We start from the raw sequence: 25944 nt of genomic DNA, 5'->3' as shown, positions 1-25944 counted from the left end.
ATAATGATTATCATTAAAAATAAAATCTAAATAAAGAAATAATTCTATTTTCTCTCTATTTTTATTCTTTTTGACATTATCTATAAACATAAAAAAACGCACAAAGCGAGTATTTCACTTTGTGCATATGTCTTTTTTATTCTTTAAGAAATAACAGATGTTGTTAATCTAGAAATACACACTTGACGACCTTCATCATCAAATATTTCTATTGACCAGACTTGGTGTGAGCGCCCTAAATGAATAGGTTTGCATACACCTCTTACCTTGCCGTCTCTAGCAGAACGAATGTGGTTAGCGTTAATTTCTAAGCCCACAATTTTCTGTTCGCCTTCAGTACAAAGATAACCCGCAACAGAGCCCAATGTTTCAGCTAAAACAACAGAAGCACCACCATGCAAAAGCCCCAAAGGCTGCTTAGTACGATGATCAACCGGCATTGTTCCTTCAAGATAATCATCACCAAGGCAGGTCAATTCAATACCTAGATGACTCATCATATTATTTTGCCCAATATGATTAAGATGCTCGAGTGTCGTTTCACGTTTCCATATCATGGCATAATCTCCAAAAGTGCCTGTAGTGGGTGTTTTAGCTCAATATTATCAATACGTTTCACTTGACTACGACAAGAGTAACCGGTGCTTAAACAACGCATTGTTGGTAATGTTTTTAATACATTACCCCATGAGAGTTGATAAATGCCCAACGAGTTTTCATAATTATTTAGTTCATGTCCATAAGTACCTGCCATTCCACAACATCCCGTGCTCACAAATTCGAGTTGCTGCCCATAACGTTGGAAAATAGCCTGCCACTGTTTCATACTTTGTGGTAGCGCCGTCACTTCTGTACAGTGCCCGAAAAGATACCATTTTTCAGCATCATCGCGAACTGCTATTGGCTCAGATACCAATTTACTTAGCCATTCATGAACAAGTTGAACATTAAAATCCCCACGTTTATCACCCAGTATTTCACGATATTCATCACGATAACAAAGCACTAATGCAGGATCGACTCCCACCATAGGGATACCTAATTTTGCAACACGATTAAGCATGGTTGAGGTTTTTTGCGCCGTTTTACTAAATTGCTGTAAAAAACCTTTAATATGCTGTGCTTTACCGTTAGGTGAGAATGGCAATAAAACGGGCTTAAATCCAATTTTTTCAATCAGTTTGATAAAATCTGCGACGACTTTCGCATCGTAATAACTGGTGAAAGGATCTTGAACCACCAGCACATGATGACTACGTTGCTTTTCAGATAACCGCTCTAAGTCTTCTAACGTCATATCTAACGCTTTATGCCCAGCCAATTGCTGTTTTAATGTCGGTGATGACAATAAAGGTAAATCGACCATACCAATAGCGTGTTTACTTAACGATTGCACCAACGGTTGCTTCATAAAAAAGTTAAAGAATCCCGGTGCTTTTGCCATAATCGGCGTTGTTAATTCAACATTAGCAACAATATGGTCTTTTAACGGACGTAAATAACGCTGGTGATAAAGTTCAGTAAACTTAGAACGAAACGATGGTACATCAATTTTAATCGGACATTGCGTTGAACAAGCTTTACAAGCCAAACAACCGTTCATTGCAGCTTTAACTTCATGAGAAAAGTCATATTCGCCACGTTTGGCTTTCCAAGTATTACGTGTTTTCTCGATTAAACCTCTTAAGCTAGGTTTGTTATTTTCTAGGCTAGATTCAAGTTGTTTTGGGCTAACGCCTTGCTCTGTTAATAAGCGTAGCCACTCTCTTACAAGTGCCGCTCGTCCTTTCGGCGAATGAATGCGTTGCCCACTGATTTTCATTGAAGGACACATTGGGCTTTTGGCATCAAAGTTAAAGCAAAGTCCATTACCATTACAATCTAATGCACCTTTAAAATCTTGACGCACAGATAAAGGAATTGTGCGATCAAAAGTACCTCGTTTGATAGTATCAACCTGCTTCATAGGTTCATCGACCTCTAATGGAGGGCATATTTTCCCAGGATTCAGTCTATTTCGAGGATCGAACACCGTTTTGATTTGACGCAGTTCATGATAGAGCGTTTCACCGAAAAATTCGGGGCTGTATTGCGCTCTAAAGCCTTTTCCATGTTCCCCCCAGAGTAACCCACCATATTTGGCTGTTAACGTGACAATGTCATCTGAGATGGATTTCATCAATAATTCTTGTTGTGGATCACACATATCAAGCGCAGGTCTTACGTGCAATACGCCTGCATCAACATGTCCAAACATGCCATAATTGAGCTGATGGCTGTCAAGTAATGCTCTAAATTCTGTAATATAATCAGCAAGATGCTCTGGTGGCACACAGGTATCTTCTACAAAAGGAATTGGCTTTGCTTGCCCTTTTGCATTACCTAATAAACCAACCGCTTTTTTACGCATGGCATAAATACGGTTTATATCTGCCAGATCTTCACAGACTTGATAACCGATAACACCACTCTGACCTTCTTTCATTAATAAATCTAAGCGTTGGCATAATGATGCGACTTGTGAAGCGATAAGATTTTCATCATCACCTGCAAATTCAACAATATTAAGGCCTTGCATATCTTTATCAGGTATATCAGTGATCAACTCTTTGACGGAGTGCCACACAATATCTTCACGAGCAAGATTTAAGACTTTGGAATCAACAGTTTCAACAGAAAGTGCATTCGCTTTAACTAAGAAAGGTGCATTACGTAATGCTGAGTCAAAAGAATCGTATTTTACATTGACTAGACTGCGCTGTTTAGGAATTGGCGTGATATCCAGCGTTGCCTCAGTAATAAACGCAAGTGTTCCTTCGGAGCCTGTTAAAATTCTTGTTAAATCAAATCGTTTCATGTCATCACTAAAGACATGACGTAAATCATACCCAGTTAAAAAGCGATTTAATTTAGGAAATTTTTCAAGAATAAGCTTTCGCTGCTCTTTGCAACGAGATAAAACGGTACGATAAACTTTACCGATTGCAGAGCTCTCTTGGGCAATATTTTCTGCTAACGCGGTATCCATAGCCCGCGTTTCAAGCAGTTCACCACCTAATAAAACCGCTCTAACACCGAGAACGTGATCAGAGGTTTTACCATAAACCATTGAACCTTGCCCTGATGCATCGGTATTGATCATTCCACCTAATGTGGCGCGGTTACTGGTAGATAGCTCAGGTGCAAAAAAGAAGCCATACGGTTTTAAAAAGAGGTTTAATTCATCTTTAATGACACCAGCTTCCACTTTTACCCAACGTTCTTCTGGGTTTATCTCGATAATACGTTTCATATAGCGAGATAAATCGACGACAATGCCATCTGTTAAAGCCTGTCCATTAGTCCCTGTTCCTCCTCCTCTTGGAGTCAGAGAAAGAGAATGAAATCGAGGTTCATCAACTAAGCGAGCAATAATAGTTACATCGGCTGTTGAGCGAGGAAAAACAACCGCCTGTGGCAATAACTGGTAAATACTATTATCTGTTGCCATAGTGAGTCTGTCAGCGTAACTGCTGGAGATATCACCGGTAAAACCGTTTTTTCGAAGGGTATCAAGAAATTCTGTTGTGAGTTCACTGACTTGCGGTGCTTGCGATATACGTGGGATCATTTGTTATAGCTCTTTAATCTAATAGTCCACATTGCTTAATTTTAGATGTTGAAATGTATGCTAAGAGGTACTTTGCCTCATTTTGTACTTTCAGACCGATACCTGTTCACCTTATCATACAATTCTGGCAAATTGCGTAGTGATATAAACAACGTGATATTTGCAATGTTTATTCATCTGCTTCTAGCATTTTTATTCGTGTAGGGATTTAAAACCATGGAAAAACCGCAGATCCATACAGATATACCCAAAGTTTTATTCACTGTTCTTTTTATTTCTTTTTTTATTATCGCCAGTTTTTGGATCCTAAACCCCTTTATTGTGGGTTTCATTTGGGCTGGAATGATTGTTGTAGCAACGTGGCCTTTACTTCTTATTATTGAAAAACGGGTAAAATATCGTTGGCTATCAACCATGATAATGATGATTTTGATATTACTGATCTTCGTTATCCCTATTATCTTATTAATTAGTAGCGTCATTGATAATAGTGCCCCCTTAATTGAATTAGCGAAATCACCATCGAATATTCAACCACCGCAATTATTATGGCTTAACGATGTCCCTATGATAGGGAGTAAGCTTTATGATACATGGCACTCTATTCTTGTCTCAGGGGGTAATGCGTTAATCTCAAAAATCCAACCTTATGTTGGGCAAGCTGCAAACTGGTTTTTTGCTCAAGCCTTAAATATTGGTCGATTTGCCCTACATTTGGGGGTGATGTTGTTATTTTCTGGCTTACTGTTTTTACAAGGTGAAAATGTCGTTTCTTGGTTGCGTCATTTTGCTATTCGCTTAGCAGGCCAACGCGGGGATGCCGCAATCTTACTTGCTTCTATGTCTATTCGCGCCGTTGCATTAGGTGTGGTTTTAACTGCCTTAATTCAGGCTATTGTTGGTGGTATCGGCCTTGCTGTATCTGGCGTACCTTATGCTACGGTATTAACCGTCCTTATGTTTATTTGCTGCCTTGCTCAATTAGGTCCTTTATTAGTATTGATCCCTTCAATTTTATGGCTATTTTGGACGGGTGATACCACTTGGGGCATTGTCATGGTGATTTGGGGTGGTGTTGTTGCAACAATGGATGGCGTATTACGACCTTATTTAATCAAGATGGGTGCCGATTTGCCTATGGTATTAATTCTCACAGGCGTTATTGGTGGGATTTTAACATTAGGTATGATTGGTTTATTTATTGGCCCTGTTGTTCTCGCTGTTGCACATAGTTTATTAAATGCATGGATTAATGAAGTACCAAAACCTAATCCTGATTTAACTGAAACAGTAGAATTTATGAATAAAAACTTTATCGAAAAAGAATAAATAATAATGGAGCATGTAAGTGTAGCTACTTACATGCTCTAAAAATAACAGAGCAAAGTTTAATAAAGATTATCAATTTAGGAATAAATCATTATATTTCTATATTAAAACTTACATCTTGAAACAAATTACATTTTTTTAAACCTGTTTGTTACCAGCAAGTTATATTCAATTTTAAATAAACCAATATTCTTTTTATTGAGATAATTCTTAGAGCATAATTAACGCATTTCTCTTAATATAAATATCAACGAAACAAATGTTTCATCGAATTAATAATTTCGCCGTTCATATTAATAGATTAATTGGCGGGATTAAAGAATATAAAATATTGCTGTGTGTAGTCTTTGCCTGTCAGCCCATGATAGGCTTTTTTTTTGCCTATTATTTAATAATTGTATAAAAAAAGCTCACATAATATTGTGAGCTTTTTATTTATAACGATGATATTAATTCTATTGTGCTAATTTTACCCAAGTTTTAATTACGGTATCTGGGTTTAACGATAAACTATCAATTCCCTCTTCCATTAGCCATTGTGCGAAATCTTCATGATCAGAAGGTCCTTGACCACAAATACCCACATATTTTCCATTACGTTTTGCGGCTTGGATTGCCATTGATAATAAGGCTTTCACTGCATCATTGCGTTCATCAAACAGTGCAGAAACCACACCTGAATCTCGGTCAAGACCTAATGTTAATTGGGTCATGTCGTTAGAGCCGATAGAAAAACCATCAAAGTGTTCTAAGAATTTATCCGCTAATAAGGCATTTGATGGAATTTCACACATCATAATGACTTTTAAGCCGTTCTCACCTCGTTTCAGACCGTTTGCCGCTAATTCGTCAATCACTTCTTCAGCTTGGCGTACAGTACGAACAAATGGGATCATGACTTCAACATTTTCTAAACCCATATCATTACGAACACGTTTGACTGCTTCACACTCAAGGGAGAAGCAGCGACGGAAATCGTCAGAAACATAACGACCCGCACCACGGAATCCTAGCATTGGGTTCTCTTCATCTGGCTCATAACGATCGCCCCCTACTAAGTTGGCATATTCGTTAGATTTAAAGTCAGATAAACGAACAATAACGCGTTTAGGCCAGAATGCCGCTGCTAATGTTGCAATCCCTTCCGTTAGTTTACTGATGTAATACTCAACTGGAGATTCATAGCCCGCCATCATTTCATTGATTTCGGCTTTCAGTGCTTCAGTTTGGTCGTCATACTCTAATAATGCACGAGGATGCACACCAATCATGCGGTTAATAATAAATTCTAAACGCGCAAGACCGACACCATCATTTGGTAGGCCAGCAAAATCGAATGCACGATCAGGATTGCCGACGTTCATCATAATTTTGAGCCCTAATTCAGGCATATTATCGATTGCGGAGCTTTGAATAGAAAAATCCAGTTTGCCATCGTAAACAAATCCTGTATCACCTTCAGCACAAGAAACGGTTACAACTTCTCCTTCAGCAATACATTCTGTTGCATCACCACAACCTACAACAGCTGGAATACCCAATTCACGGGCAATAATTGCAGCGTGACATGTTCTACCACCACGGTTAGTTACAATCGCAGAGGCTTTTTTCATGATAGGTTCCCAATCTGGGTCTGTCATGTCAGTAACCAGCACATCACCCGCTTCAATTCTATCCATCTCACTTAAGTTATGAATAACTTTAACAGCACCTGTACCAATACGATGACCAATAGCACGACCTTCAATAATAACAGAGCCACTTTCATTTAACTGATAGCGCTCCATAACTTGTTGGTTAGAACGAACTGTTTCTGGACGTGCCTGAACAATGTATAAACGGCCATTATGTCCATCTTTAGCCCATTCGATATCCATTGGACGACCATAGTGACGTTCAATCAATACAGCTTGTTTAGCCAGCTCTTGAACTTCATGATCAGTCAAAGAGAAACGATTGCGCAGTGACTCTGGTGTATCTTCGATACGAACTTGTTTACCATGTTCAACGCTATCCGCGTAAACCATTTGGATCTTTTTAGAGCCAAGATTACGACGAACAATAGAAGGTAAACCTTTTGCTAAAGTTGGCTTGTGTACATAGAACTCATCCGGGTTAACAGCCCCCTGTACTACCATTTCACCTAAACCATAAGCTGATGTAATAAAGACAACTTGATCAAAGCCAGATTCAGTATCGATAGTAAACATCACACCTGAAGAAGCAAGATCAGAACGCACCATACGTTGAACACCCGCAGATAATGCAACACCACGATGATCATAACCTTGGTGAACACGATAAGAGATTGCTCGATCGTTAAATAACGAGGCAAATACATGTTTGATTGCAACGAGTATGGCATCAATACCTTGAACGTTTAAAAACGTCTCTTGTTGACCTGCAAAAGAAGCATCAGGCATATCTTCTGCAGTCGCAGATGAACGAACGGCAAATGAAGCTTCAGATTCACCTTCACTTAATGTGAGATAAGCATCGCGAATATCTTTTTCAAACTGAGGCGTAAAAGGTGTATCAATTACCCACTGGCGAATTTGATTACCTGCTTGAGCCAGTTGATTAACATCATCAACATCAACGCTATCAAGCAATTCATAAATACGCTGATTGATACCGCTCTGTTCCAGAAAATCATTAAACGCTTGCGCTGTGGTAGCAAACCCATTAGGAACAGAAACACCCAGTTCCGCTAGGTTTGTGATCATTTCACCGAGGGAAGCATTTTTCCCACCAACACGATCAACGTCATTCATACCTAATTGGTTATACCAAAGCACATTGCACGGGGTGAGGCTATTGCTGGACATTGAGAACAATCCTTTTTTAAACAATTATGAGAGAGAGAAAAAAAGAAAAACCCGCTGTCAAAACGACAACTGAAATAAGCGTATCACAATGTGATGCTGAATATAGAAAGGTGAATCGATCAACCAGAAAACTTTATTTTTTTATCCTTTATAATCACTAAAAATGCTTTAGATAATATTGTTTGATTTGCTAATTCAGCTAAAAAAAGGTGAGCGTTATGATATTAAGCTTGAATTCTATTAATTGTGATAATAATGAACCCATTGATAGAACAGTCTTTTTTATCTCTGATGGTACAGCGATTACGGCAGAGGTATTAGGCCATGCGGTACTTTCTCAATTTCCATTAAAAATGAAAAGTTATACATTACCTTTTGTTTCTACTGTGGAAAGAGCTGAAGAAATAAAACAGAAAATCTCTGAAATTTATAAAAAGAGTGGCGTTAAGCCCCTTGTTTTTTATTCTATTATCAGTCCTGAAGTTAAACAGATAATAAATAGCAGTGAAGGTTTTTGTCAGGATATTGTGCAATCTCTCGTAATACCACTTGAAAAAGAAGTAGGGATCCAGGCATCGCCAAAATTAAATAAAACTCATGGACTGACTGAAAAAAATCTTAGTAAATACGATGCTCGTATTGCCGCCATCGAATACACTCTTTCCCATGATGATGGCATATCATTACGTAATCTCGATCAAGCACAAGTGATCTTAATTGGTGTTTCTCGTTGCGGGAAAACCCCCACCAGCCTCTATTTAGCAATGCAATTTGGTATTCAAGCAGCTAACTATCCATTTACTGCGGATGATATGGATTTCTTAAAACTCCCCGCAGAACTAAAAGAATATCAGCATAAATTATTTGGCTTAACCATTGCGCCAGAACGTCTTGCCGCTATTCGTGGTGAACGCCGCGAAAATAGCCGTTATGCCTCTATTCGTCAATGCAGAATTGAATTGTCCGAAGTAGAAGCACTTTTTAGAAAAAACAATATCCCTTATCTCAACACCACGAATTATTCTGTTGAAGAAATTTCAACCAAGGTAATTGATTCTATGGGATTAGCAAGAAGAATGTTTTAATCCTTTATGGCGACTTTTTTATTCGTTTTTCTCTGTGAACGCTGTTGAAATTAGCTGAATTTCGTTTATTGTGATCTTAATCACTGGGTAGACTTACCCTGTATATTTATTGAGATGAATTATGTTAAAGACAGACGAACTACGGACTAAGGCTTTAGACAGTCTGGTAACACCAGAAACCTTAGCAAAAGAGTTCCCCATTTCTGATGAGATAATCCAAAATATCACATCAGCACGTAAACGCATTGAAGCGATCCTTACCGGAGAAGACAAGCGACTATTAGTGATTGTAGGGCCTTGCTCTATTCATGATCCTAAAGCTGCCAAAGAGTACGCCACTAAGCTTAATCAGCTAAAAGAACGCTATCATGACCGCTTAGAAATCGTCATGAGAACCTACTTTGAAAAGCCACGTACGGTCATTGGCTGGAAAGGTTTAATCTCTGATCCTTACCTCGATAACTCTTGCAACGTCAACGAAGGTATTCGCCTTGCAAGAAAGCTATTAATTGAAATAAATGCGTTAGGTTTACCCACTGCAACTGAATTTCTCGATATGGTCACAGGCCAATATATTGCAGATTTAATTAGTTGGGGCGCCATTGGTGCTAGAACGACTGAAAGCCAAGTTCATCGCGAAATGGCTTCTGCGCTTTCTTGCCCTGTTGGCTTTAAAAATGGCACTGATGGTAATACCCGTATTGCGATTGATGCTATCCGTGCCTCTCGTGTTGGTCACACCTTCTTATCGCCAGATAAAAATGGCCGTATGACAATTTACCAAACCAGTGGTAATCCTTATGGTCATATTATTCTGCGTGGAGGTAAAAAACCGAATTATCACGCAAGCGATATCGCTGATGCGGTTGATGCACTAAAACAAGTGGATTTACCAGAGTATCTTATTATCGATTTTAGCCATGGTAACTGTGAAAAAATTCATCGTCGTCAATTAGAAGTAGCCAGAAATGTTGGTCAACAAATTAAAGATGGCTCACAAGCGATTGTTGGCGTGATGGCTGAAAGCTTTTTACAAGAAGGTTCACAAAAAGTGATACAAGATAAACCGCTTAATTACGGACAATCTATCACCGATCCTTGTTTAAGCTGGAATGACACAGAACAACTTCTTGAATTATTAGCACAAGCCGTTGAAAGTCGATTTCAATAAGCTAAATACTAATAAATAGCAAAAAGGAGAGCCTCTGCTCTCCTTTTTTATTGTGTCATTCACACAAAAAAATTGTGTTAACGCAATAATTCACCTTGAGATTGAATAATACTTTGATACCAATAAAAACTTTTTTTACGTTTTCTTTCTAATGAGCCTTTTCCTTGATCATCTCTATCCACATAAATAAAACCATAACGTTTAGACATCTCGGCTTTTGACGCACTCACTAAATCAATCGGTCCCCAACTGGTGTATCCCATTACATCAATACCATCTTCAATCGCTTCACCAATTTGCACCAGATGGTCATTGATGTATTGAATACGGTAATCATCATTGATTTCACCTTCTGGCGTAACTTTATCAATCGCACCAAGCCCATTTTCCACAACAAATAAAGGTCTTTGATAGCGATCCCACAATAGATTAAGCACGATGCGAATACCTTTAGGATCGATTTGCCATCCCCATTCAGAGCTTTCTAAATAAGGATTTGGCACCATACTGAGAATATTCCCTCGCTTCATCTCATATTCTTCTTTATCTGCTGTAATACAACCCGTCATGTAATAACTAAATGACACAAAGTCTACAGTTTGCTTGAGATCCTGACGGTCTTCATCCGTTATCACAACATCAATATGATTATCTTTAAAATAACGCAGCATATAAGAAGGATATTGACCACGACATTGCACATCACCAAAAAATAGCCATTTACGATTTTCGTTCATAGCTTCCCAAACATCATCTGGCTTGCACGTTAATGGATAAACTAAGCCTCCCAATAACATATTGCCGATTTTTGCATCTGGAATAATTTGATGACACGCTTTAACAACCCTGGCACTGGCAACTAACTGATGATGTATGGCTTGATAAATTTCTGATTGCGTTCTTTCACCCGCTAATCCAACTCCCGTCATTGGCGCATGTAATGACATGTTAATTTCATTAAAGGTGAGCCAAAGTTTGACTTTATTTTTATAACGCTGAAAAACACTACGGGCATAATACTCAAAGAATTCGATAGTTTTACGATTTCCCCAACCACCATATTCTGTTACCAGATGATAAGGCATTTCATAATGAGATAAAGTTATAATTGGCTGAATATTGTATTTAGCCATTTCATCAAATACACGATCATAAAATGCCAGCCCCTCTTCATTAGGCTCAGATTCATTTCCCAATGGAAATATACGACTCCACGCAATAGAGGTTCTTAAACAGGTAAATCCCATTTCGGCAAAAAGTGAGATATCTTTTTCATATTGATGATAAAAATCGATGGCAATATCTTTGATACAAAAACCATTTCTTGTTCTTTCAACCACAGAACCAAAAATACCTTGTGGTTGAACATCTGAAGTACTTAATCCTTTACCCGCAGTTAAATAAGCGCCTTCAACTTGATTAGCGGCGACAGCACCACCCCATAAGAATGTATTAGGAAATTTTTTCATTGTTAACTCCTTATTTGTAATTAACGCTGATAAGCGCTGAACCTGAACTCATCGATTTATTTAATTCCAATCCAGTAATTGAACTGTAATCATCGGTATTACTCACAATAACGGGGGTTGTTAAATCGTAACCAGCCTCAAGAATTTTTTTACGATCAAAGGTGAGTAATAAGTCGCCAGTTTTAAATTTATCCCCTACTTTAACTTTCGGTGAAAAATACATTCCATCTAACTTAACGGTATCAATTCCAACATGAATAAATAACTCGATACCCTTCTCACTTAATAAGCCCAAGGCATGACCCGTTTTAAAAAATGACGCAACTTCACCATCAAAAGGCGCATAAACCTCACCAATACTTGGAATAATGGCGACGCCATCGCCTAATAAGCCACTAGCAAAGGTTTCATCTGGTGTGTTTTTTAATAAGATCACCACACCTGATAACGGTGAAAAAATAGTTTCTTGCGTTGGATTTTTCCCAGCGCTATTAAATGGCGTTGCTGGTAATTGAATAGAAGATCTAGACTCTGCGTTATTTTCCTTTTTCAACCCAAATAAGCACGTTGCTATACACGCAAAAACAAATGAAATTAACGAGCCAATAATGGCACCCCAGACGGTGCTATCAATTCCCGTTGCAGGAATAATTTGTGTGAAAGTGAAAATATTTACCAGACCAAACGAAAACGTAAGTGTGTTGCTATAACCGACAATCGCCCCACCAATTCCCCCCCCAATACAAGCAAAAATAAAAGGTCGACGCAGAGGTAAAGTCACTCCATACACCGCGGGCTCAGTAATACCAAAGATACCCGCTGTTACCGATGAACCAGCCATAATACGTAATTTAGTATCACGAGTTGCCCAGAAAACCCCAAGTGTTGCGCCCACTTGTCCTGCAATTGCGGGTAATAATAGAGGTACAAGCGCATCTTGACCCAATACACTCAGATTATTAATACTAATCGGTATAATGCCCCAATGCAGACCAAAAATAACGCACACTTGCCAAATTGCCCCCATAATCGCACCGGCCACAACAGGTGTTACGTTATAAACAGCTTGGAAACCGTCTGCAATCAGCAAACTTATCCATGTTGCTAAAGGCCCTATAACTAAAAAAGTCAGCGGAACAATAATTAATAGGCACAATAACGGAGAAATAAAATTTTTCATGGATGAAGGCAAAATAGTGTTTAATTTTTTTTCTAATAAACAGCTCACCCACGCAGCAAAAATAATAGGAATAACCGACGCACTGTAATTAATAAATGTGACTGGAATACCTAAAAAGTATTCCGTGGTTTGTTGTTGAAATGCCGCAAGCATTAACGGATGCACTAATGCACCACCAATCGCCATAGTTAAAAATGGATTTCCTCCAAATTTATTTCCCGCGGTATAGCCTAAAACAAGCGGGAAAAAATAGAATAGTGAATCACTTGCAGCAAATAGGATCTGATAAGTTCCATTTGAGGCTGACAACCAATTTAAAGTGACGACTAATGATAATAGCCCTTTTAAAATCCCCGACGCAGCCATGATCCCTAATACTGGGGTGAAAATACTGGAAACAATATCTATAAAATGGCTAAAGATATTATCCTTACGTTTTTTCTTTTTGTTATTACTGCTATTTTCACTTTGAGTATTTCTATTTTGTACTTCACCGATAAGAGCAATAATCGCTTTATAAACCTCACTAACATGATTACCAATAACAACCTGAAATTGCCCTCCACTTTCAACGACTGTAATAATGCCCGTGTTCTGCTTTAACACTTCAGCATTGGCTTTAGTGTCATCTTCCAGTTTAAAACGCAAACGTGTTGCACAATGTATAACACTGGCGATATTGCCTTTTCCACCTACATTATCAATGATCTGTTCTGCTAATGTTCGGTATTCCATACTCAATTCCTTTATGACTTAAATAATGAAATGCTTAACCACCAATGAATATGTAAAAAAAAACCTGACTACCCCCATTAATAAATGAGAGTAAATCAGGTTTTGCCTACCGAATATCGGTAGTAACAATCCATCACATTTTAATTTAATATTTTTATATCAACACAATATACCTTAACAATTAATCGTGTCGTTTCTTTCTTATCCGTTCAATATGGATCACTAAAAACATACGCTCTTCATCCGTTAACTCGCGCTGATATTTATTCAGTAAAAACTGACTTATTTTTTCTGCACAGCACCAAGAAAGCGGATAATTTTCTTTGATAACAATATGCATAGAAATATCATCATTAGGCACTGTGTCTCGACTCATCATTCTGTGGGTAAAAAACTTCAAATGCGTAACAAATCTTTGGTAATCTAAAGTATCTTCTTGATATTCAATATTAAAATGATACTTAACAATATTCATGACTTCATGCATGATAGTCATGGTTTCCATCACAGCTGGCATATCACCCGTTAATTGCGCATTAACAAAGTGAAGAGCGATAAATCCCGCTTCATCAACCGGTAATGTTACTTGTAACTCTTGTTCAATCAGCTTTAATCCTTCTAATCCAAGTCGATACTCTTTAGGATATAAACGCTGAATTTCCCACATCATCGTATTTGAAATAGCCAAGCCTTTTTTCTGTCTTTCAATAGCATAATTGCAGTGATCTGTTAACGCGATATAAATATATTCATTAAGCTCTCCTAATTGGCAGCGAGCAACAGAAATAATACTATCGCAGACTTTCATGACAGAAATTGGAATGTGGCTTAATAACTCACTTAACCGAGAAATAAGTTCGTTGCTACGTAACTCAAATATTTTCTCAATTTTATCTTGTTCAACGTCTTCATTTACTTTCTTTTGAAACGCCAATCCCCTTCCCATAACAACGAGCTCTTGGTTATTTTCACTTAAGGCAATGACCACATTGTTATTTAATATTTTTGCGATCTTCATTTTATTTCCCCAAAAATGAAAAAACCCGATAGTCCCATGACAATTCATGGTCTTATCAGGTTTTGCCTACCAATATCATTGGCAGTAACAATCCAGTAAACTCGCTTTTACTGTAAACAAATCCGAACCGTTATTCAAATCACAAATTTTAAAAGTGTGAGTTTCACATCATTTTTATGCCTCAAAAAGTTTTTTTCATTAGATTTATTTCTCAATTAAACCATTTTATTTATTATTGATTAATTTATTCATTTTTTAATTTTATTTCTTATCTATAAGAGTAAAAATTTTAATCTAACACCACATTCAATCTATTATTTATAAATAATAAAATATGTCCAATTTATTATTATCATATGAACTTGATCACACTTATTAATACTAATCATAAATAGTGTGTTTTTTTATTATATTTGGTGCTAACGTTATCGATGTTGGATTGTTACTGTTAAAAACAGGCGAAACCTACGTAAGATAAATAGAACAAGCATAATGCCATTTATGTCTTGTCTCATTTCTCTAGCGTAGGTTTTTTTTTGCTTATTAAAAAGACCATTCTATGGGGATTATTATGAAAAAATGGCTTATAGCATTAATTTTAGCAATAAGTACAACAACCAGTTTTGCTGCAGAAACAGCTATGGATGTTAAAGAAAATGACGGTATCACTATCTATTTTGCTCGTCATGGCAAAACGTTGCTAAATACTTTTGATAGAGTTCAAGGTTGGGTAGATTCGCCATTAACAGAAGATGGTATTCGTGTTGCTCGTTATTTAGGTGAGGGTTTAAAAGGGATCCCTTTTGATAATTTTTATTCTAGCGACGCTGGACGTCAACGTGAAACAATGAGCGTAATATTAAAACAAGCGGGTATCGAGAATTATAAATTAAATGAACTTAATGGATTACGCGAAGCTTTCTTTGGTGGATTTGAAGGCGGATATAATAAAGATATGGCGGATGCAGGTGCAAAACAATTAGGCCTTAAAGATGGCGCGGCTTTATTTGCTCAAATGAAAGCTGGCACCATCACTGCAGAGAAAAACCAAAACGCGTTAGCCGCAGCTGATCCTAAAAAAATGACAGAGAATTATCAGCAAGTAAAGGAACGGACTCAAGCTGCACTTCAGACCATTGTTAAAAATGCCCAAGAACGTGGTGATAAAAATATTCTGGCAATTTCATCGGGCATTGCAATGCAAATTATGATCTCTGATTTAACTAATGATATTGCAAAAAATAAACCACTCTCTAATGCCGCTATTGTTAAAATTATTTATAAAGATGGCCAATATACTGTAACTGAAATTGGCACATTAAAATATGTCGAGTTAGGAAAACAGTCTTTAGATAAAAAATAAAATTAATATCTAATCATTCAATGTAGTTATTAAATATAGTTATTCAATATGGTTATTCAGGCGAAATATTTTCGCTTGAGTAACTACGCCTATACCTCGGGGAATATTATGAAAATAAAGATGATAAGTATCATCATACTTTTATTAATTAATCCAATAAAAGCATTAGCTGAAACAGCAGAAAATAATATCAAAGAAACTACTTTTATTAATAATGTATTTGAAGATCCTTTATTTAGCCAATCTACTATGTCGCTATCATTAAAAAATTATTGGAAATACTTAAAAGAAGAGGATACAGGTAAAACCCGTGTCCATAATGCATGGGGACAAGGCGTTGGGCTTGATTTTAAATCTGGTTATTTCGCTGATATTATCGGCTTTGACGTTGCTTATTACGGGGCGGTTAAATTGGGTGCGAGTGATTATTTTAATTCTCGTGGCGTTTTGTATAATCGCGGTGAAGGGAATAATAAAAACAATGCCGAAGGTTACTCTAAATTTGGTCAACGTAATATAAAATTACAATATCAACTTGCTGATATTAATTTTAGTACCCGTTGGGGTTGGCAGACAATAAAAAATTTTGGTGTAATTTCTAATTCAACACGTTTATCACCAACTACTTATTCAGGTTGGACTGGAGCGATCAATTATGGTGCACTAACATTACGAGGTGCTTATATTGAAAACTCCATGGATCGTAATTCACCTGATAAAAAACAATTTCAAACCAACAGTGGCAAATATATTAATCATATCGCTAGTGGTGATTTATTGTGGAAAAGTAACAATCTAAATATACAATATGGATATGGTGAAAGCGATAATTACCTACGCCGAAATATCTTATTTTTAAATATAAAGCCTATAAAAGAGCTAAATATAGGTACACAAATTTATGCAACTCAGGCCTTAGATAAATATAAAATAATGCCTGCGAATAAACGTGACTTTGATAATAATGCTTGGCATTTTGCCATAGATGGTAAATGGCAGGCGGATAATTGGAGCACTAAATGGGGATTAGGTTATACCAATGCAGATAAATCCAATGAAGTGGGTTTTTATCCTCGAGCAATGAGTAAAAACTCACGAGGTACGTTTACTTCAATGGCGTTTGCTGGAAATGATTATATGCGTGATGGTGAAATTGTACTTTCAACGATGACTGATTATAACCTAACTCCTGAGCTAGCCATTGGGATTGCAAGTAATATTGCTCAATTTAACTATCGAGGTAATCATATTCGCACAGGTGAAATTAATACATTCAGCCGTTGGGTTCCGACTAATTCAAAACTCAAAAATCTCACTGTTTGGGCAATGTTTGGGTCTGGTTGGTCTTATCAAATGAAAGGTAAAACCCCTGTTCTAACTGAGGGTAAATATCATCACGCCAATACGCTCTCGTCAGAAGTTATCATCGAATATAAATTTAATTTATTTTAATTATTATGTCTCATCATTTTGGTGAGACATATTCCCTCTTCCCTATCGCATATTTAACGCTTAATCACGATAGCATTATAAAAAAATACCTTTTGTCATTCAGGTTATTAATCCTTTGTGTGATTTTTCTTCAGTTTCTCTTTCACATCGCCTAAATGATTCACAATATGACTTAAATTTACGTTTTCACGTTAAAAAAAGCTTGTCTAAACACTTTTGTTAACGATAATGATTATCAGAATGATAACGCTTATTACTCTTAGTGTATTATGAATAAAAAAGCTAATAATTTGGAGAGTTCTTTAATCAGACAGAACTCTCATTCTTCAATAATTCAATCTATTAATAGCGTTGAATTATTAGGCAAAGATGGCGTGGTTTACATTCAACATAACGGAGAGTTGTATCAACTACGTCAAACAAAAGCAGGAAAACTGATCCTGACTAAATAATCTTTTTTGACAATAACGTGCAAGCCACCTATCGACTCAGCTAGGCAGCCAGCTAAATAACTCCATATACAAGGACTTTTTATGGATATTTATGGTATGTGTATGCTGAAAAAACATTTCAAATATTCAGGTATAGCAACAGCACTTTGTCTGCTGTATTCCCCTATTACCTCTGCACACCTTGAAAATACAGGAACGGACTCTCTTACTGTTATTGGCTATAACGACGATCGAGCCTCAGATTTTCACTCTGTTATTGATGCTTCTTCAGCTAAAACACAAACCGCTTCAACTGCGGGAGAAATATTAAAAGATGTTGCTGGTGTAACGTTATCAGGAACGGGTATCACGAATGGCGCGAATATTCTGATGCGAGGATACGATCAAAAAGGCGTCAAGATCCTCGTTGATGGTATTTATCAACCACTAGAAAACACCATAAATAATTTAGGTGGTGTCTTTCTTGATCCTGCTTTAATTAAACGTGTTGATGTAAAACACGGCTCTGCATCCACTTTGCATGGTGCTGGTGCTATGGGGGGAGTTGTCGCGTTTAATACTCTTGATCCTCAATCTATATTAAGTACGGATAAAAAATTAGGCGCAAAACTATTTAGCTCAGTTTCATCAGCAGATCGCCATTTTTCTTATGGTGGCATAATTGCAGCAAGACACGATATTGCAGAAGGCTTATTTGCGTATAGCCAACGTCAACGTGGTCCTATTCGTCTTGCTAATGGTGATAAATTAGAAAATCACGAGCATATTAAAAATTTCTTTGCAAAAGCCTATTTCTATCCAACTGAAAATCAAACGCTTATTATTTCAGCTCGCCATTATGATAATTCAGGTGAACAACGAGAAGTTTTGCATCGAATGGGTGGATTTGGCAAGAATGAAAGTAACCAGATGCAGCGCGATACTCAGCAAAAAAATTATGCGCTCACTCACCACTATGCTTCTGATACAAACTCATGGTTAGATTTAACCACTTATCTTTACTATTCACAGTTTGATATTAACCAAACTTTTTTAACGGATACTAAATTAACAACGTCAGATTTAAAAAAAAATATCCAAGGTAAAATAGGTAAATACGAAGCACGTACACAATCAACTTACGGGCTTAAATTTGAAGATAATGCCAGTATCAATTGGTTTGACACATTCAATCAATCTGTGATTATTGGTACAGAAGCTTATCAGCAGAAAATGCAATCAAATGAAGAAGCAAAAAACTTTCCTTTAGCGAAAATGAATTATATCGCAGGTTGGTTGCAAAGTTCTCTCAGTACACCATCACTCCCTCTCACACTCACAACGGGTATACGTTATCACTATTACAAAAATATACCTGGTGAAGGACTTGATCCTTTCTTCAGTAAATTTTCGGCTAAAACATTACAAGCAGAAAAACATACATCGAGTTATCGAGGAACAACTGAAAATATCACGTTAGCATTCACACCAACACGTTGGTTACAACTTTATTCTACCTATTCAACTGCGTTTCGCGCGCCAACTTTAAATGAAATGTTTAATGATTCATTCCATTTTAAAGCGGGTTTTTTTAATGCGCATTGGGTGCCTAATCCAAACTTAAAACCTGAAAGAAATAGCACTTGGGAATATGGCGCTGATTTCTCATTTAAACAGCTTTTATCACAACAAGATAAACTCATTTTAAAAGCAGCTTATTTTGATACTAAATCAAAGGATTACATTACTTATGGTCCTTGGCATTCAAGTTCATTTGCGGGTAAATTAAATCTCCAAGCATTTAATATTCCCGAAGCAATGATTGAAGGTATTGATCTTAGTCTGCGTTATTCACACCCATTAATTTCTCTAGGTTTAAGTTATAACCGTACTCATACCCTTGAGTTAACCACACATGAAACCATTTCGCCTGTTCGCCCTGAAATACTGACGACCTTTATTCAACTTCCTGTTACTAAAACCCCATTCTCATTAGGGTGGTCAGGAAAATTCGCTAGTGCTACTGCCAATAAAGGTACACATCGAGGACAAGCGCCTCATGTAAAAGGCAAAACCACAAATCGAATGCAAGAACTTATTACCCAATATCCGGGCTATGGTATTCACGATTTTTCAATTAGTTATCAATCTCAAAACAATAAAGATATTCAAGCCGCGTTAGTGCTCGCCAATGCGTTTAATCGAGAATATTTCTCAGCATTAGGTGTGCCACAAGAAGGTCGAAATATCAAAATGTCCATCAGTTATCGCTGGTAGATGAGGAGCAATAATCTACATAACAAAGGGCTGTATTTAACAGCCCATTAAATAACGGAGATCCATCTACATGTCTCAGTCATCCCTATTGATTAAATTCAGTTTGCTGGCAATTGCAGTTTCTTCTGCTTGTGTATCTGCACAAGAGAAGACGCAAACTAATGAGAAGAAAAAAACAGAAGTGCTTACAGTTTATGCGACGGGTAATGAGCGTGATAGCTTTACATTACCGATGATGTCAACAGTTATAAAAAATAACAATGCGTTGTCAGAAACAGCAGGAAGTGCTTCTGAATTACTTCGCCATGTGCCTGGCATTTCAATTTCAGGCGCAGGTCGTACTAATGGTGAAACCATCAGTATGCGTGGATACAGTAAAAATGGAATACTGACACTTGTAGATGGCGTTCGCCAAGGAACAGACACCGGTCATATCGACAGTATTTTTGTTGATCCTCTGCTTATAAAACAAGTTGAAGTTATTCGTGGTCCTTCTGCTCTTTTATACGGTAGCGGTGCCCTTGGCGGTGTTATCGCTTACGATACGGTTGATGCAAGCGATCTACTTTCAAAAAACGAACAAGGCGGCGTACGTGTTACAGGTCTTGGTAATACAGCACAACATAGCCAAGGTCTTGGTGTAACAGCTTTTGGCCGACATGATAACCTTGATGGACTCGTTGCATTATCAGCCCGTGATAAAGGTGATACTCGTTACGGTGGGGGTTATCGCGCTCAAAATGACGAAACCATTATTAATCTCCTTTCTAAAGGACGCTGGTTAATTGATGATAGCAACACATTAAGTGGGCAATTCCGCTATTACCATAACAATACAAATCAACCTAAAAATCCTCAAGTTGCCAGTGACCCAACATCTGCAAACGTAGAAACTGATCGCACCACGACACAAAAAGATGTTCAGTTAACCTATCAATTTGATCCTTCAGATTCACAATGGATTAATTTGAAAACACAGGCTTATTACAGTGAAGTTGATATCAATGCCAAAACGATACAAAAAGGATTTGAAGGTCGAGAGCAAAAAACCTATGGCGTAAAACTGGAAAACCGCTCACAAGTGGGTACGTACAGCTTTGCATCACATGGCTTTACTTATGGTGGCGAGGTTTATAAACAAAAACAATCACCAAGCCAAAATGCAGAAAGCTTCCCACAAGCCGATATCCGTTTTATGTCCGGTTGGGTACAAGATGAAGTCACTTTACGTGATTTACCTGTCTCCCTAATTTTAGGAACACGTTTTGACAAATATAAGAGCCAAAACGATCGTTATGATGATATTACCGCAGACAAATGGTCATCAAAAGGTGCAATAAGTATTACACCTACCGACTGGTCAATGCTTTATACCTCTTACTCACAAGCATTTAGAGCACCAACTTTAGGTGAGATGTATAACGATGCGAAACATTTTGATGCACCTTTTCCTGGAGCACCAACAAACTATTGGCGCCCAAATCCTAATTTAAAGCCTGAAACCAATTCAACCACTGAATATGGATTCGGTTTTCAATTCGACGACTTATTATCTAATAATGATAATCTGAAAATTAAAGCTGCCCATTTCAATACTCGCGCAAAAGATTATATTGATGCAGATGTTGCTATTTTTCAGGGATATACACAGTCAACAAATATTCCAAGAGCAACTATCTGGGGATGGGATGTTTCGATGAGCTATCAATCAAAATTCTTTAATTGGGATTTAGCTTATAACCATACCAAAGGAAAAGATAATGCGACAAATGCCTCAATTACCTCAATTGAGCCAGATACATTAACCAGTCGCTTTGATGTTCCTGTACCAAGTACCGATTTTTCTGTGGGTTGGGTCGGTCAATTTACCAAAAAAACGGACTTTACCAAACATGACCGTTTTAATCGCCCAACCAATCGCCAACAAGCAGGTTATGGCGTTAATGATTTCTACCTTCGTTATGAAGGTAATGCCTCATTAAAAGGATTAACAACCTCATTTGTACTGAGTAACGCATTTGATAAAACTTATTACTCTTCTGCAGGTATTCCTCAAGAAGGCCGAAATGCAAAAGTACTTGTAAGTTATCAGTGGTAATTAACAATAAAATCAACTATATAATAGGAGTTTCTGTGAATAAACCTCTTTATGAGAGCTACCTGCAAGCTAAAGCGGACAAAAAAGCTTCATATGCACGAGATCTCGCTACTTACTTAAATGTCAGTGAAGCCGAACTCACTCATGCCCGTGTAGGACACGATGCAAAGCGTCTACGCAATGATGTACAAGAATTATTAAAAGCATTGAGTAAAGTAGGTGAAGTCAAAGCGATTACTCGTAATGATATTGCCGTTCATGAACACCTTGGTGAATACACAAATGCCCGTTTTAACGATCACGCAGGGTTAATCTTAAATCCGCGTGCAATGGATTTACGCTTTTTCTTCGCTTATTGGTCAAGTATTTTTGCACTTACCGAAGAAACATCAAAAGGAACGCGTTATAGCATTCAATTCTTTGATATGCATGGTGATGCATTACATAAAGTCTATGCAACAGATAACACAAATATGGATGAATGGAATGCACTTATTCAAGCATTTTTATCTGAAGAAAACCCCGTTCTAAATATCACTCCTGTTGAACCATACTCAAACACGCCTGTTAGTAATGAATTAGCGGAACAACTTGAACAACAATGGCGTTCAATGACTGACGTTCACCAATTCTTCAAATTACTAAAAGAAAATAACTTAAGTCGTCAACAAGCATTCAAAGCGGTTCCTGATGACCTTGCTTATCAAGTTGATAACAACGCGCTGAAAACCTTATTAGAGCTCGCTAAAGAAGCGCAAAACGAGATCATGATATTTGTCGGTAGCCGTGGCTGTGTACAAATTTTTACAGGCCAAATTGATCGTCTAGTACCGCATCAATTTGAAAATAGTGAGCAAGTTTGGATCAACGTTTTCAATCCTGCTTTTACACTTCATTTAATTGAAAGTGAAATTGCAGAGAGTTGGGTAACACGTAAACTAACTCAAGATGGGTTTGTTACCAGCCTTGAAATCTTTGATAACAAGGGACAGCAAATTGCTCAACTCTACGGACAACGCACTGAAGGTACTGCTGAGCAACTACAATGGCGTGAACAAGTGAATACCCTCACTAAAATCGCCTAATCGGAGAATTATTTAATGAAAAAATGGCTTCTTTTGATCCTGTGTAGCGTCATGTCGTTCATTAGCTCTGCCAATGAACGTATCGTAACCATTGGTGGTGATATCACAGAGATTGTTTTCGCATTAGGTGCAGGCGAGCAGATTATTGCAAGAGACAGCACCAGTTTAGTTCCTGAACAAGTGAAAACACTTCCTGATGTGGGTTATATGCGAATGCTAAACCCAGAAGGAATTTTATCTGTCAAACCAACGTTGATCATTACCAGTGAACTCGCTCGCCCTTCTTTAGCATTACGTCGTATTAAAGAGGCTGGAGTTGCTGTTAAAACGATTACAGGTACACATTCATTAGAAGCCATTAATGAAAAAATAGACACCATTGCGACGGTTTTAAATAAAGAACAAGAAGGCAATCAACTAAAAGAGAAACTCGCCCTCTCTATTAAGCAAATTTCAACCACTCCTATCAATAAGAAAGTCATTTATATCATGAGTCATGGTGGTGTTGTTCCAATGGCTGCGGGTCAAAATACAGCTGCGGATACCATTATTTCACTGGTTGGCGGTAAAAACGCTATGCAAGGGTTTACAAGCTATCGCCCACTTTCTCAAGAAGGTGTTATTGCAAGCCAACCTGATATTTTGCTAGTAACCAAAGAAGGTATTAAAGGTATTGGCGGAATTGAAAAACTATGGGAGTTACCTGGCATAAAATACACACCAGCGGGTAAAAACAAGCATTATGTTGTTGTTGATGACATGGGATTATTAGGCTTTACCCTTTCAACACCAGAAGTCATGCATCAAATTCGTCAAGCGTTGGAGCAATAATGTCTCGTTTTCGTTCACCGTGGATGAGTATTTTAGTTTTACTCTTTTTACTCACTACGGTTACATTAATTTCTGTGAATAGCGGTGCATTAGCCCTTTCGTTTCATACATTATGGAATAGCTCTTTTGATGATATGGAATGGCAAATTTGGCTAGATATCCGTCTACCTCGCGTATTATTAGCCATTCTTGTTGGAGGAGCTTTAGCAATATCGGGCGCAATAATGCAGGGATTATTTAGAAACTCATTAGCTGATCCTGGTTTACTTGGTATTAGTAGCGGTGCAGCACTAATGGTTGCCATTGTGATTATTCTACCGTTCTCTTTTTCGCCAGCCTTTGCATTTTACAGTCATATTGTTGCCGCCTTTATTGGCGGTTTAATTGTGGCAATGATTATCTTCTCATTGCATCAATTAAGTGATGGTAATTTAGCGCGGTTATTGCTTGCCGGTATTGCTATCAATGCGCTATGTATGTCTTTTATTGGTGTATTAAGTTACATCAGTACCGACCAACAGTTACGTCAATTCTCACTTTGGATGATGGGTTCATTAAGCCAGATTGACTGGAAAACTTTATCTATTGCAACCATTGTGATCATTCCTGTCAGCATTTTGGCATGTTGGCAAAGCCATAAATTAAACCTATTACAACTTGGTGATGAAGAAGCGCATTACTTAGGGCTAAATGTGAGAAGAACCAAGTTTATTTTGTTACTTCTTAGCGCTATTTTAATTGGCTGTGCTGTCGCACTGAGTGGTGTTATTGGATTTATTGGACTTGTTGTTCCGCACCTTATTCGTATGCGCATTGGGAGTAATCATGTATGGCTATTACCTGCCACTATTTTAGGTGGTGCGACACTATTACTCGCTGCTGACACATTATCACGAACATTGGTATCTCCAGCAGAAATCCCTGTGGGGCTCATTACAGGATTAATTGGTGGTCCTTATTTCCTTTGGCTGATCTTACGACAACCCGCAGGAAGAATGTCATGATTGAAAAACAAAACACGCCATTACTTTATGGAAATAATTTAACTTACCGAATCGGCAATAAGACCATTATTGATGATGTGTCGCTTTCGTTTAATGCTGGGGAATTAGTTACCATTATTGGCCCTAATGGCGCAGGAAAATCATCGCTATTACGCTTATTAACAGGCTATACAACACCAACACAAGGTCAATGTTATTTTAAACAAAAAAACTATTCACAATGGAATAGCCAGCAATTAGCGCAAAACCGTGCTGTTATGCGACAAAATAGTCAGCTTTCATTTTCATTTTCAGTCGAAGAAGTGGTTGCTATGGGAAGAACTCCTCATGGGCAGCAACATAAAAAAATGGCAATTGAAACCGCGCTACTCCAAACAGACTGTTTAAAATTTAAAGATAGAGACTATCGTCAATTATCGGGAGGAGAACAACAGCGAGTACAACTTGCTAGAGTGTTAGCGCAATTATGGCACCCTACACCACAAGAAGCCGTATTGTTCCTTGATGAACCAACCTCCGCACTTGATCTTTACCACCAGCAACACAGCTTACGTTTATTAAAAAAATTGGCAAAAACACAAAATCTTATGGTGTGTTGTGTTTTGCATGATCTTAATTTAGCGTCTCTTTATGCTGATAGAATTTTATTACTGCATCAAGGAAAGTTAGTTTGTGAAGGTACACCACACAGCGTACTCACAACAGAAAATATACAAAAATGGTATGGCGCAGATGTGAGTGTTAATACTCATCCAGAACATTTATATCCTCAAGTTTTTCTACGCCCCTAAAAAGAGCACTACCTGAATTTTTATTACCAAGCCACCTTTTAGCATTACTTTCTAATAGGTGGCTTAGTTAATTTATTATCAATAAACTTATCAATTGAAAATAAAATGGTGAAGGTAATATCACATTAATTGATTAATAAATCTTATTTTAATTTTTCGATACTCAGTCAAATAAATTGAATTTCAA

18 protein-coding genes are annotated in these 25944 nt (G+C 37.5%); 12 read left to right on the top strand and 6 right to left on the bottom strand.

From position 1 onward, the window contains the following. Window positions 1–143: 143 nt before the first annotated feature. Together menI and ydiJ are read right to left on the bottom strand one after the other, a co-directional pair. A complete protein-coding gene (menI, locus tag JEP71_RS00525; protein ID WP_109372431.1) occupies window positions 144–557 on the bottom strand; it encodes a 1,4-dihydroxy-2-naphthoyl-CoA hydrolase in 414 nt (137 codons plus the stop codon). Further along, the gene (ydiJ, locus tag JEP71_RS00520; protein WP_198625568.1) at window positions 554–3610 is read right to left on the bottom strand and encodes a D-2-hydroxyglutarate dehydrogenase YdiJ; all 3057 of its coding nucleotides are present in this window, start codon (window positions 3608–3610) and stop codon (window positions 554–556) included. The genes menI and ydiJ overlap by 4 nt, the downstream gene beginning before the upstream one ends. 216 nt (window positions 3611–3826) lie before the next feature. On the opposite strand from ydiJ, the gene ydiK reads away from it, so the two are divergent. Next, window positions 3827–4939: an AI-2E family transporter YdiK gene (ydiK, locus tag JEP71_RS00515; RefSeq protein ID WP_198619612.1), complete on the top strand. Its 1113-nt coding sequence runs from the start codon at window positions 3827–3829 to the stop codon at window positions 4937–4939. A 455-nt stretch (window positions 4940–5394) separates the two neighbouring features. On the opposite strand, the gene ppsA is transcribed toward ydiK, so the two are convergent. Then, window positions 5395–7767, bottom strand: coding sequence for a phosphoenolpyruvate synthase (ppsA, locus tag JEP71_RS00510; protein WP_198619613.1), 2373 nt, complete (start codon window positions 7765–7767; stop codon window positions 5395–5397). A gap of 218 nt (window positions 7768–7985) precedes the next feature. Here ppsA and ppsR point away from each other — a divergent pair, with 218 nt between their 5' ends. Together ppsR and JEP71_RS00500 are read left to right on the top strand one after the other, a co-directional pair. Then, on the top strand, window positions 7986–8852 hold the full coding sequence (ppsR, locus tag JEP71_RS00505) for a posphoenolpyruvate synthetase regulatory kinase/phosphorylase PpsR (protein ID WP_198619614.1): 867 nt from the start codon (window positions 7986–7988) through the stop codon (window positions 8850–8852). 121 nt (window positions 8853–8973) lie between these two features. Continuing rightward, window positions 8974–10023, top strand: coding sequence for a 3-deoxy-7-phosphoheptulonate synthase (locus tag JEP71_RS00500; RefSeq protein WP_198625567.1), 1050 nt, complete (start codon window positions 8974–8976; stop codon window positions 10021–10023). Window positions 10024–10100: 77 nt separating this feature from the next. Here the strand turns inward: JEP71_RS00500 and JEP71_RS00495 are convergent, their stop codons facing one another. The 3 genes from JEP71_RS00495 to licT form a co-directional block, all read right to left on the bottom strand. Continuing rightward, window positions 10101–11492: a glycoside hydrolase family 1 protein gene (locus JEP71_RS00495; RefSeq protein WP_198625566.1), complete on the bottom strand. Its 1392-nt coding sequence runs from the start codon at window positions 11490–11492 to the stop codon at window positions 10101–10103. A gap of 10 nt (window positions 11493–11502) precedes the next feature. Beyond that, complete coding sequence (bglF, locus tag JEP71_RS00490) at window positions 11503–13407, bottom strand: PTS beta-glucoside transporter subunit IIABC (RefSeq protein WP_198625565.1); 1905 nt, start codon at window positions 13405–13407, stop codon at window positions 11503–11505. Between the two features lie 181 nt (window positions 13408–13588). Next, window positions 13589–14425 carry a BglG family transcription antiterminator LicT gene (gene licT / locus JEP71_RS00485; RefSeq protein WP_198625564.1) on the bottom strand — a complete coding sequence of 279 codons (837 nt, stop codon included), beginning with the start codon at window positions 14423–14425 and terminating at the stop codon, window positions 13589–13591. Between the two features lie 571 nt (window positions 14426–14996). Here licT and JEP71_RS00480 point away from each other — a divergent pair. From JEP71_RS00480 to JEP71_RS00440, 9 genes are all read left to right on the top strand, one after another. Then, a complete protein-coding gene (locus tag JEP71_RS00480; protein WP_198625563.1) occupies window positions 14997–15788 on the top strand; it encodes a histidine phosphatase family protein in 792 nt (263 codons plus the stop codon). Between the two features lie 108 nt (window positions 15789–15896). Beyond that, a complete protein-coding gene (locus JEP71_RS00475; RefSeq protein ID WP_198625562.1) occupies window positions 15897–17240 on the top strand; it encodes an OprD family outer membrane porin in 1344 nt (447 codons plus the stop codon). A gap of 269 nt (window positions 17241–17509) precedes the next feature. Continuing rightward, window positions 17510–17692: a hemin uptake protein HemP gene (gene hemP / locus JEP71_RS00470; protein ID WP_198619621.1), complete on the top strand. Its 183-nt coding sequence runs from the start codon at window positions 17510–17512 to the stop codon at window positions 17690–17692. Window positions 17693–17773: 81 nt separating this feature from the next. Then, complete coding sequence (locus JEP71_RS00465; protein WP_198625561.1) at window positions 17774–19948, top strand: TonB-dependent receptor domain-containing protein; 2175 nt, start codon at window positions 17774–17776, stop codon at window positions 19946–19948. A 70-nt stretch (window positions 19949–20018) separates the two neighbouring features. Continuing rightward, the gene (locus JEP71_RS00460; RefSeq protein ID WP_198619623.1) at window positions 20019–22046 is read left to right on the top strand and encodes a TonB-dependent hemoglobin/transferrin/lactoferrin family receptor; all 2028 of its coding nucleotides are present in this window, start codon (window positions 20019–20021) and stop codon (window positions 22044–22046) included. Between the two features lie 35 nt (window positions 22047–22081). Further along, on the top strand, window positions 22082–23131 hold the full coding sequence (locus tag JEP71_RS00455) for a hemin-degrading factor (RefSeq protein ID WP_198625560.1): 1050 nt from the start codon (window positions 22082–22084) through the stop codon (window positions 23129–23131). Window positions 23132–23146: 15 nt separating this feature from the next. Continuing rightward, complete coding sequence (locus tag JEP71_RS00450; protein ID WP_198619625.1) at window positions 23147–23962, top strand: heme/hemin ABC transporter substrate-binding protein; 816 nt, start codon at window positions 23147–23149, stop codon at window positions 23960–23962. Continuing rightward, window positions 23962–24966, top strand: coding sequence for a FecCD family ABC transporter permease (locus tag JEP71_RS00445; RefSeq protein ID WP_198619626.1), 1005 nt, complete (start codon window positions 23962–23964; stop codon window positions 24964–24966). Before JEP71_RS00450 ends, JEP71_RS00445 begins: the two co-directional genes overlap by 1 nt. Beyond that, window positions 24963–25757, top strand: coding sequence for a heme ABC transporter ATP-binding protein (locus JEP71_RS00440; protein ID WP_198619627.1), 795 nt, complete (start codon window positions 24963–24965; stop codon window positions 25755–25757). The genes JEP71_RS00445 and JEP71_RS00440 overlap by 4 nt, the downstream gene beginning before the upstream one ends. Window positions 25758–25944: the final 187 nt, after the last annotated feature.

Origin of the sequence: Proteus sp. PR00224 (assembly GCF_016238105.1) — a bacterium.
Classification (GTDB): Bacteria; Pseudomonadota; Gammaproteobacteria; order Enterobacterales; family Enterobacteriaceae; genus Proteus.
The sequence above is the reverse complement of the archived record's forward strand: the minus strand, read 5'-3'. Positions and strand labels throughout refer to the sequence as shown.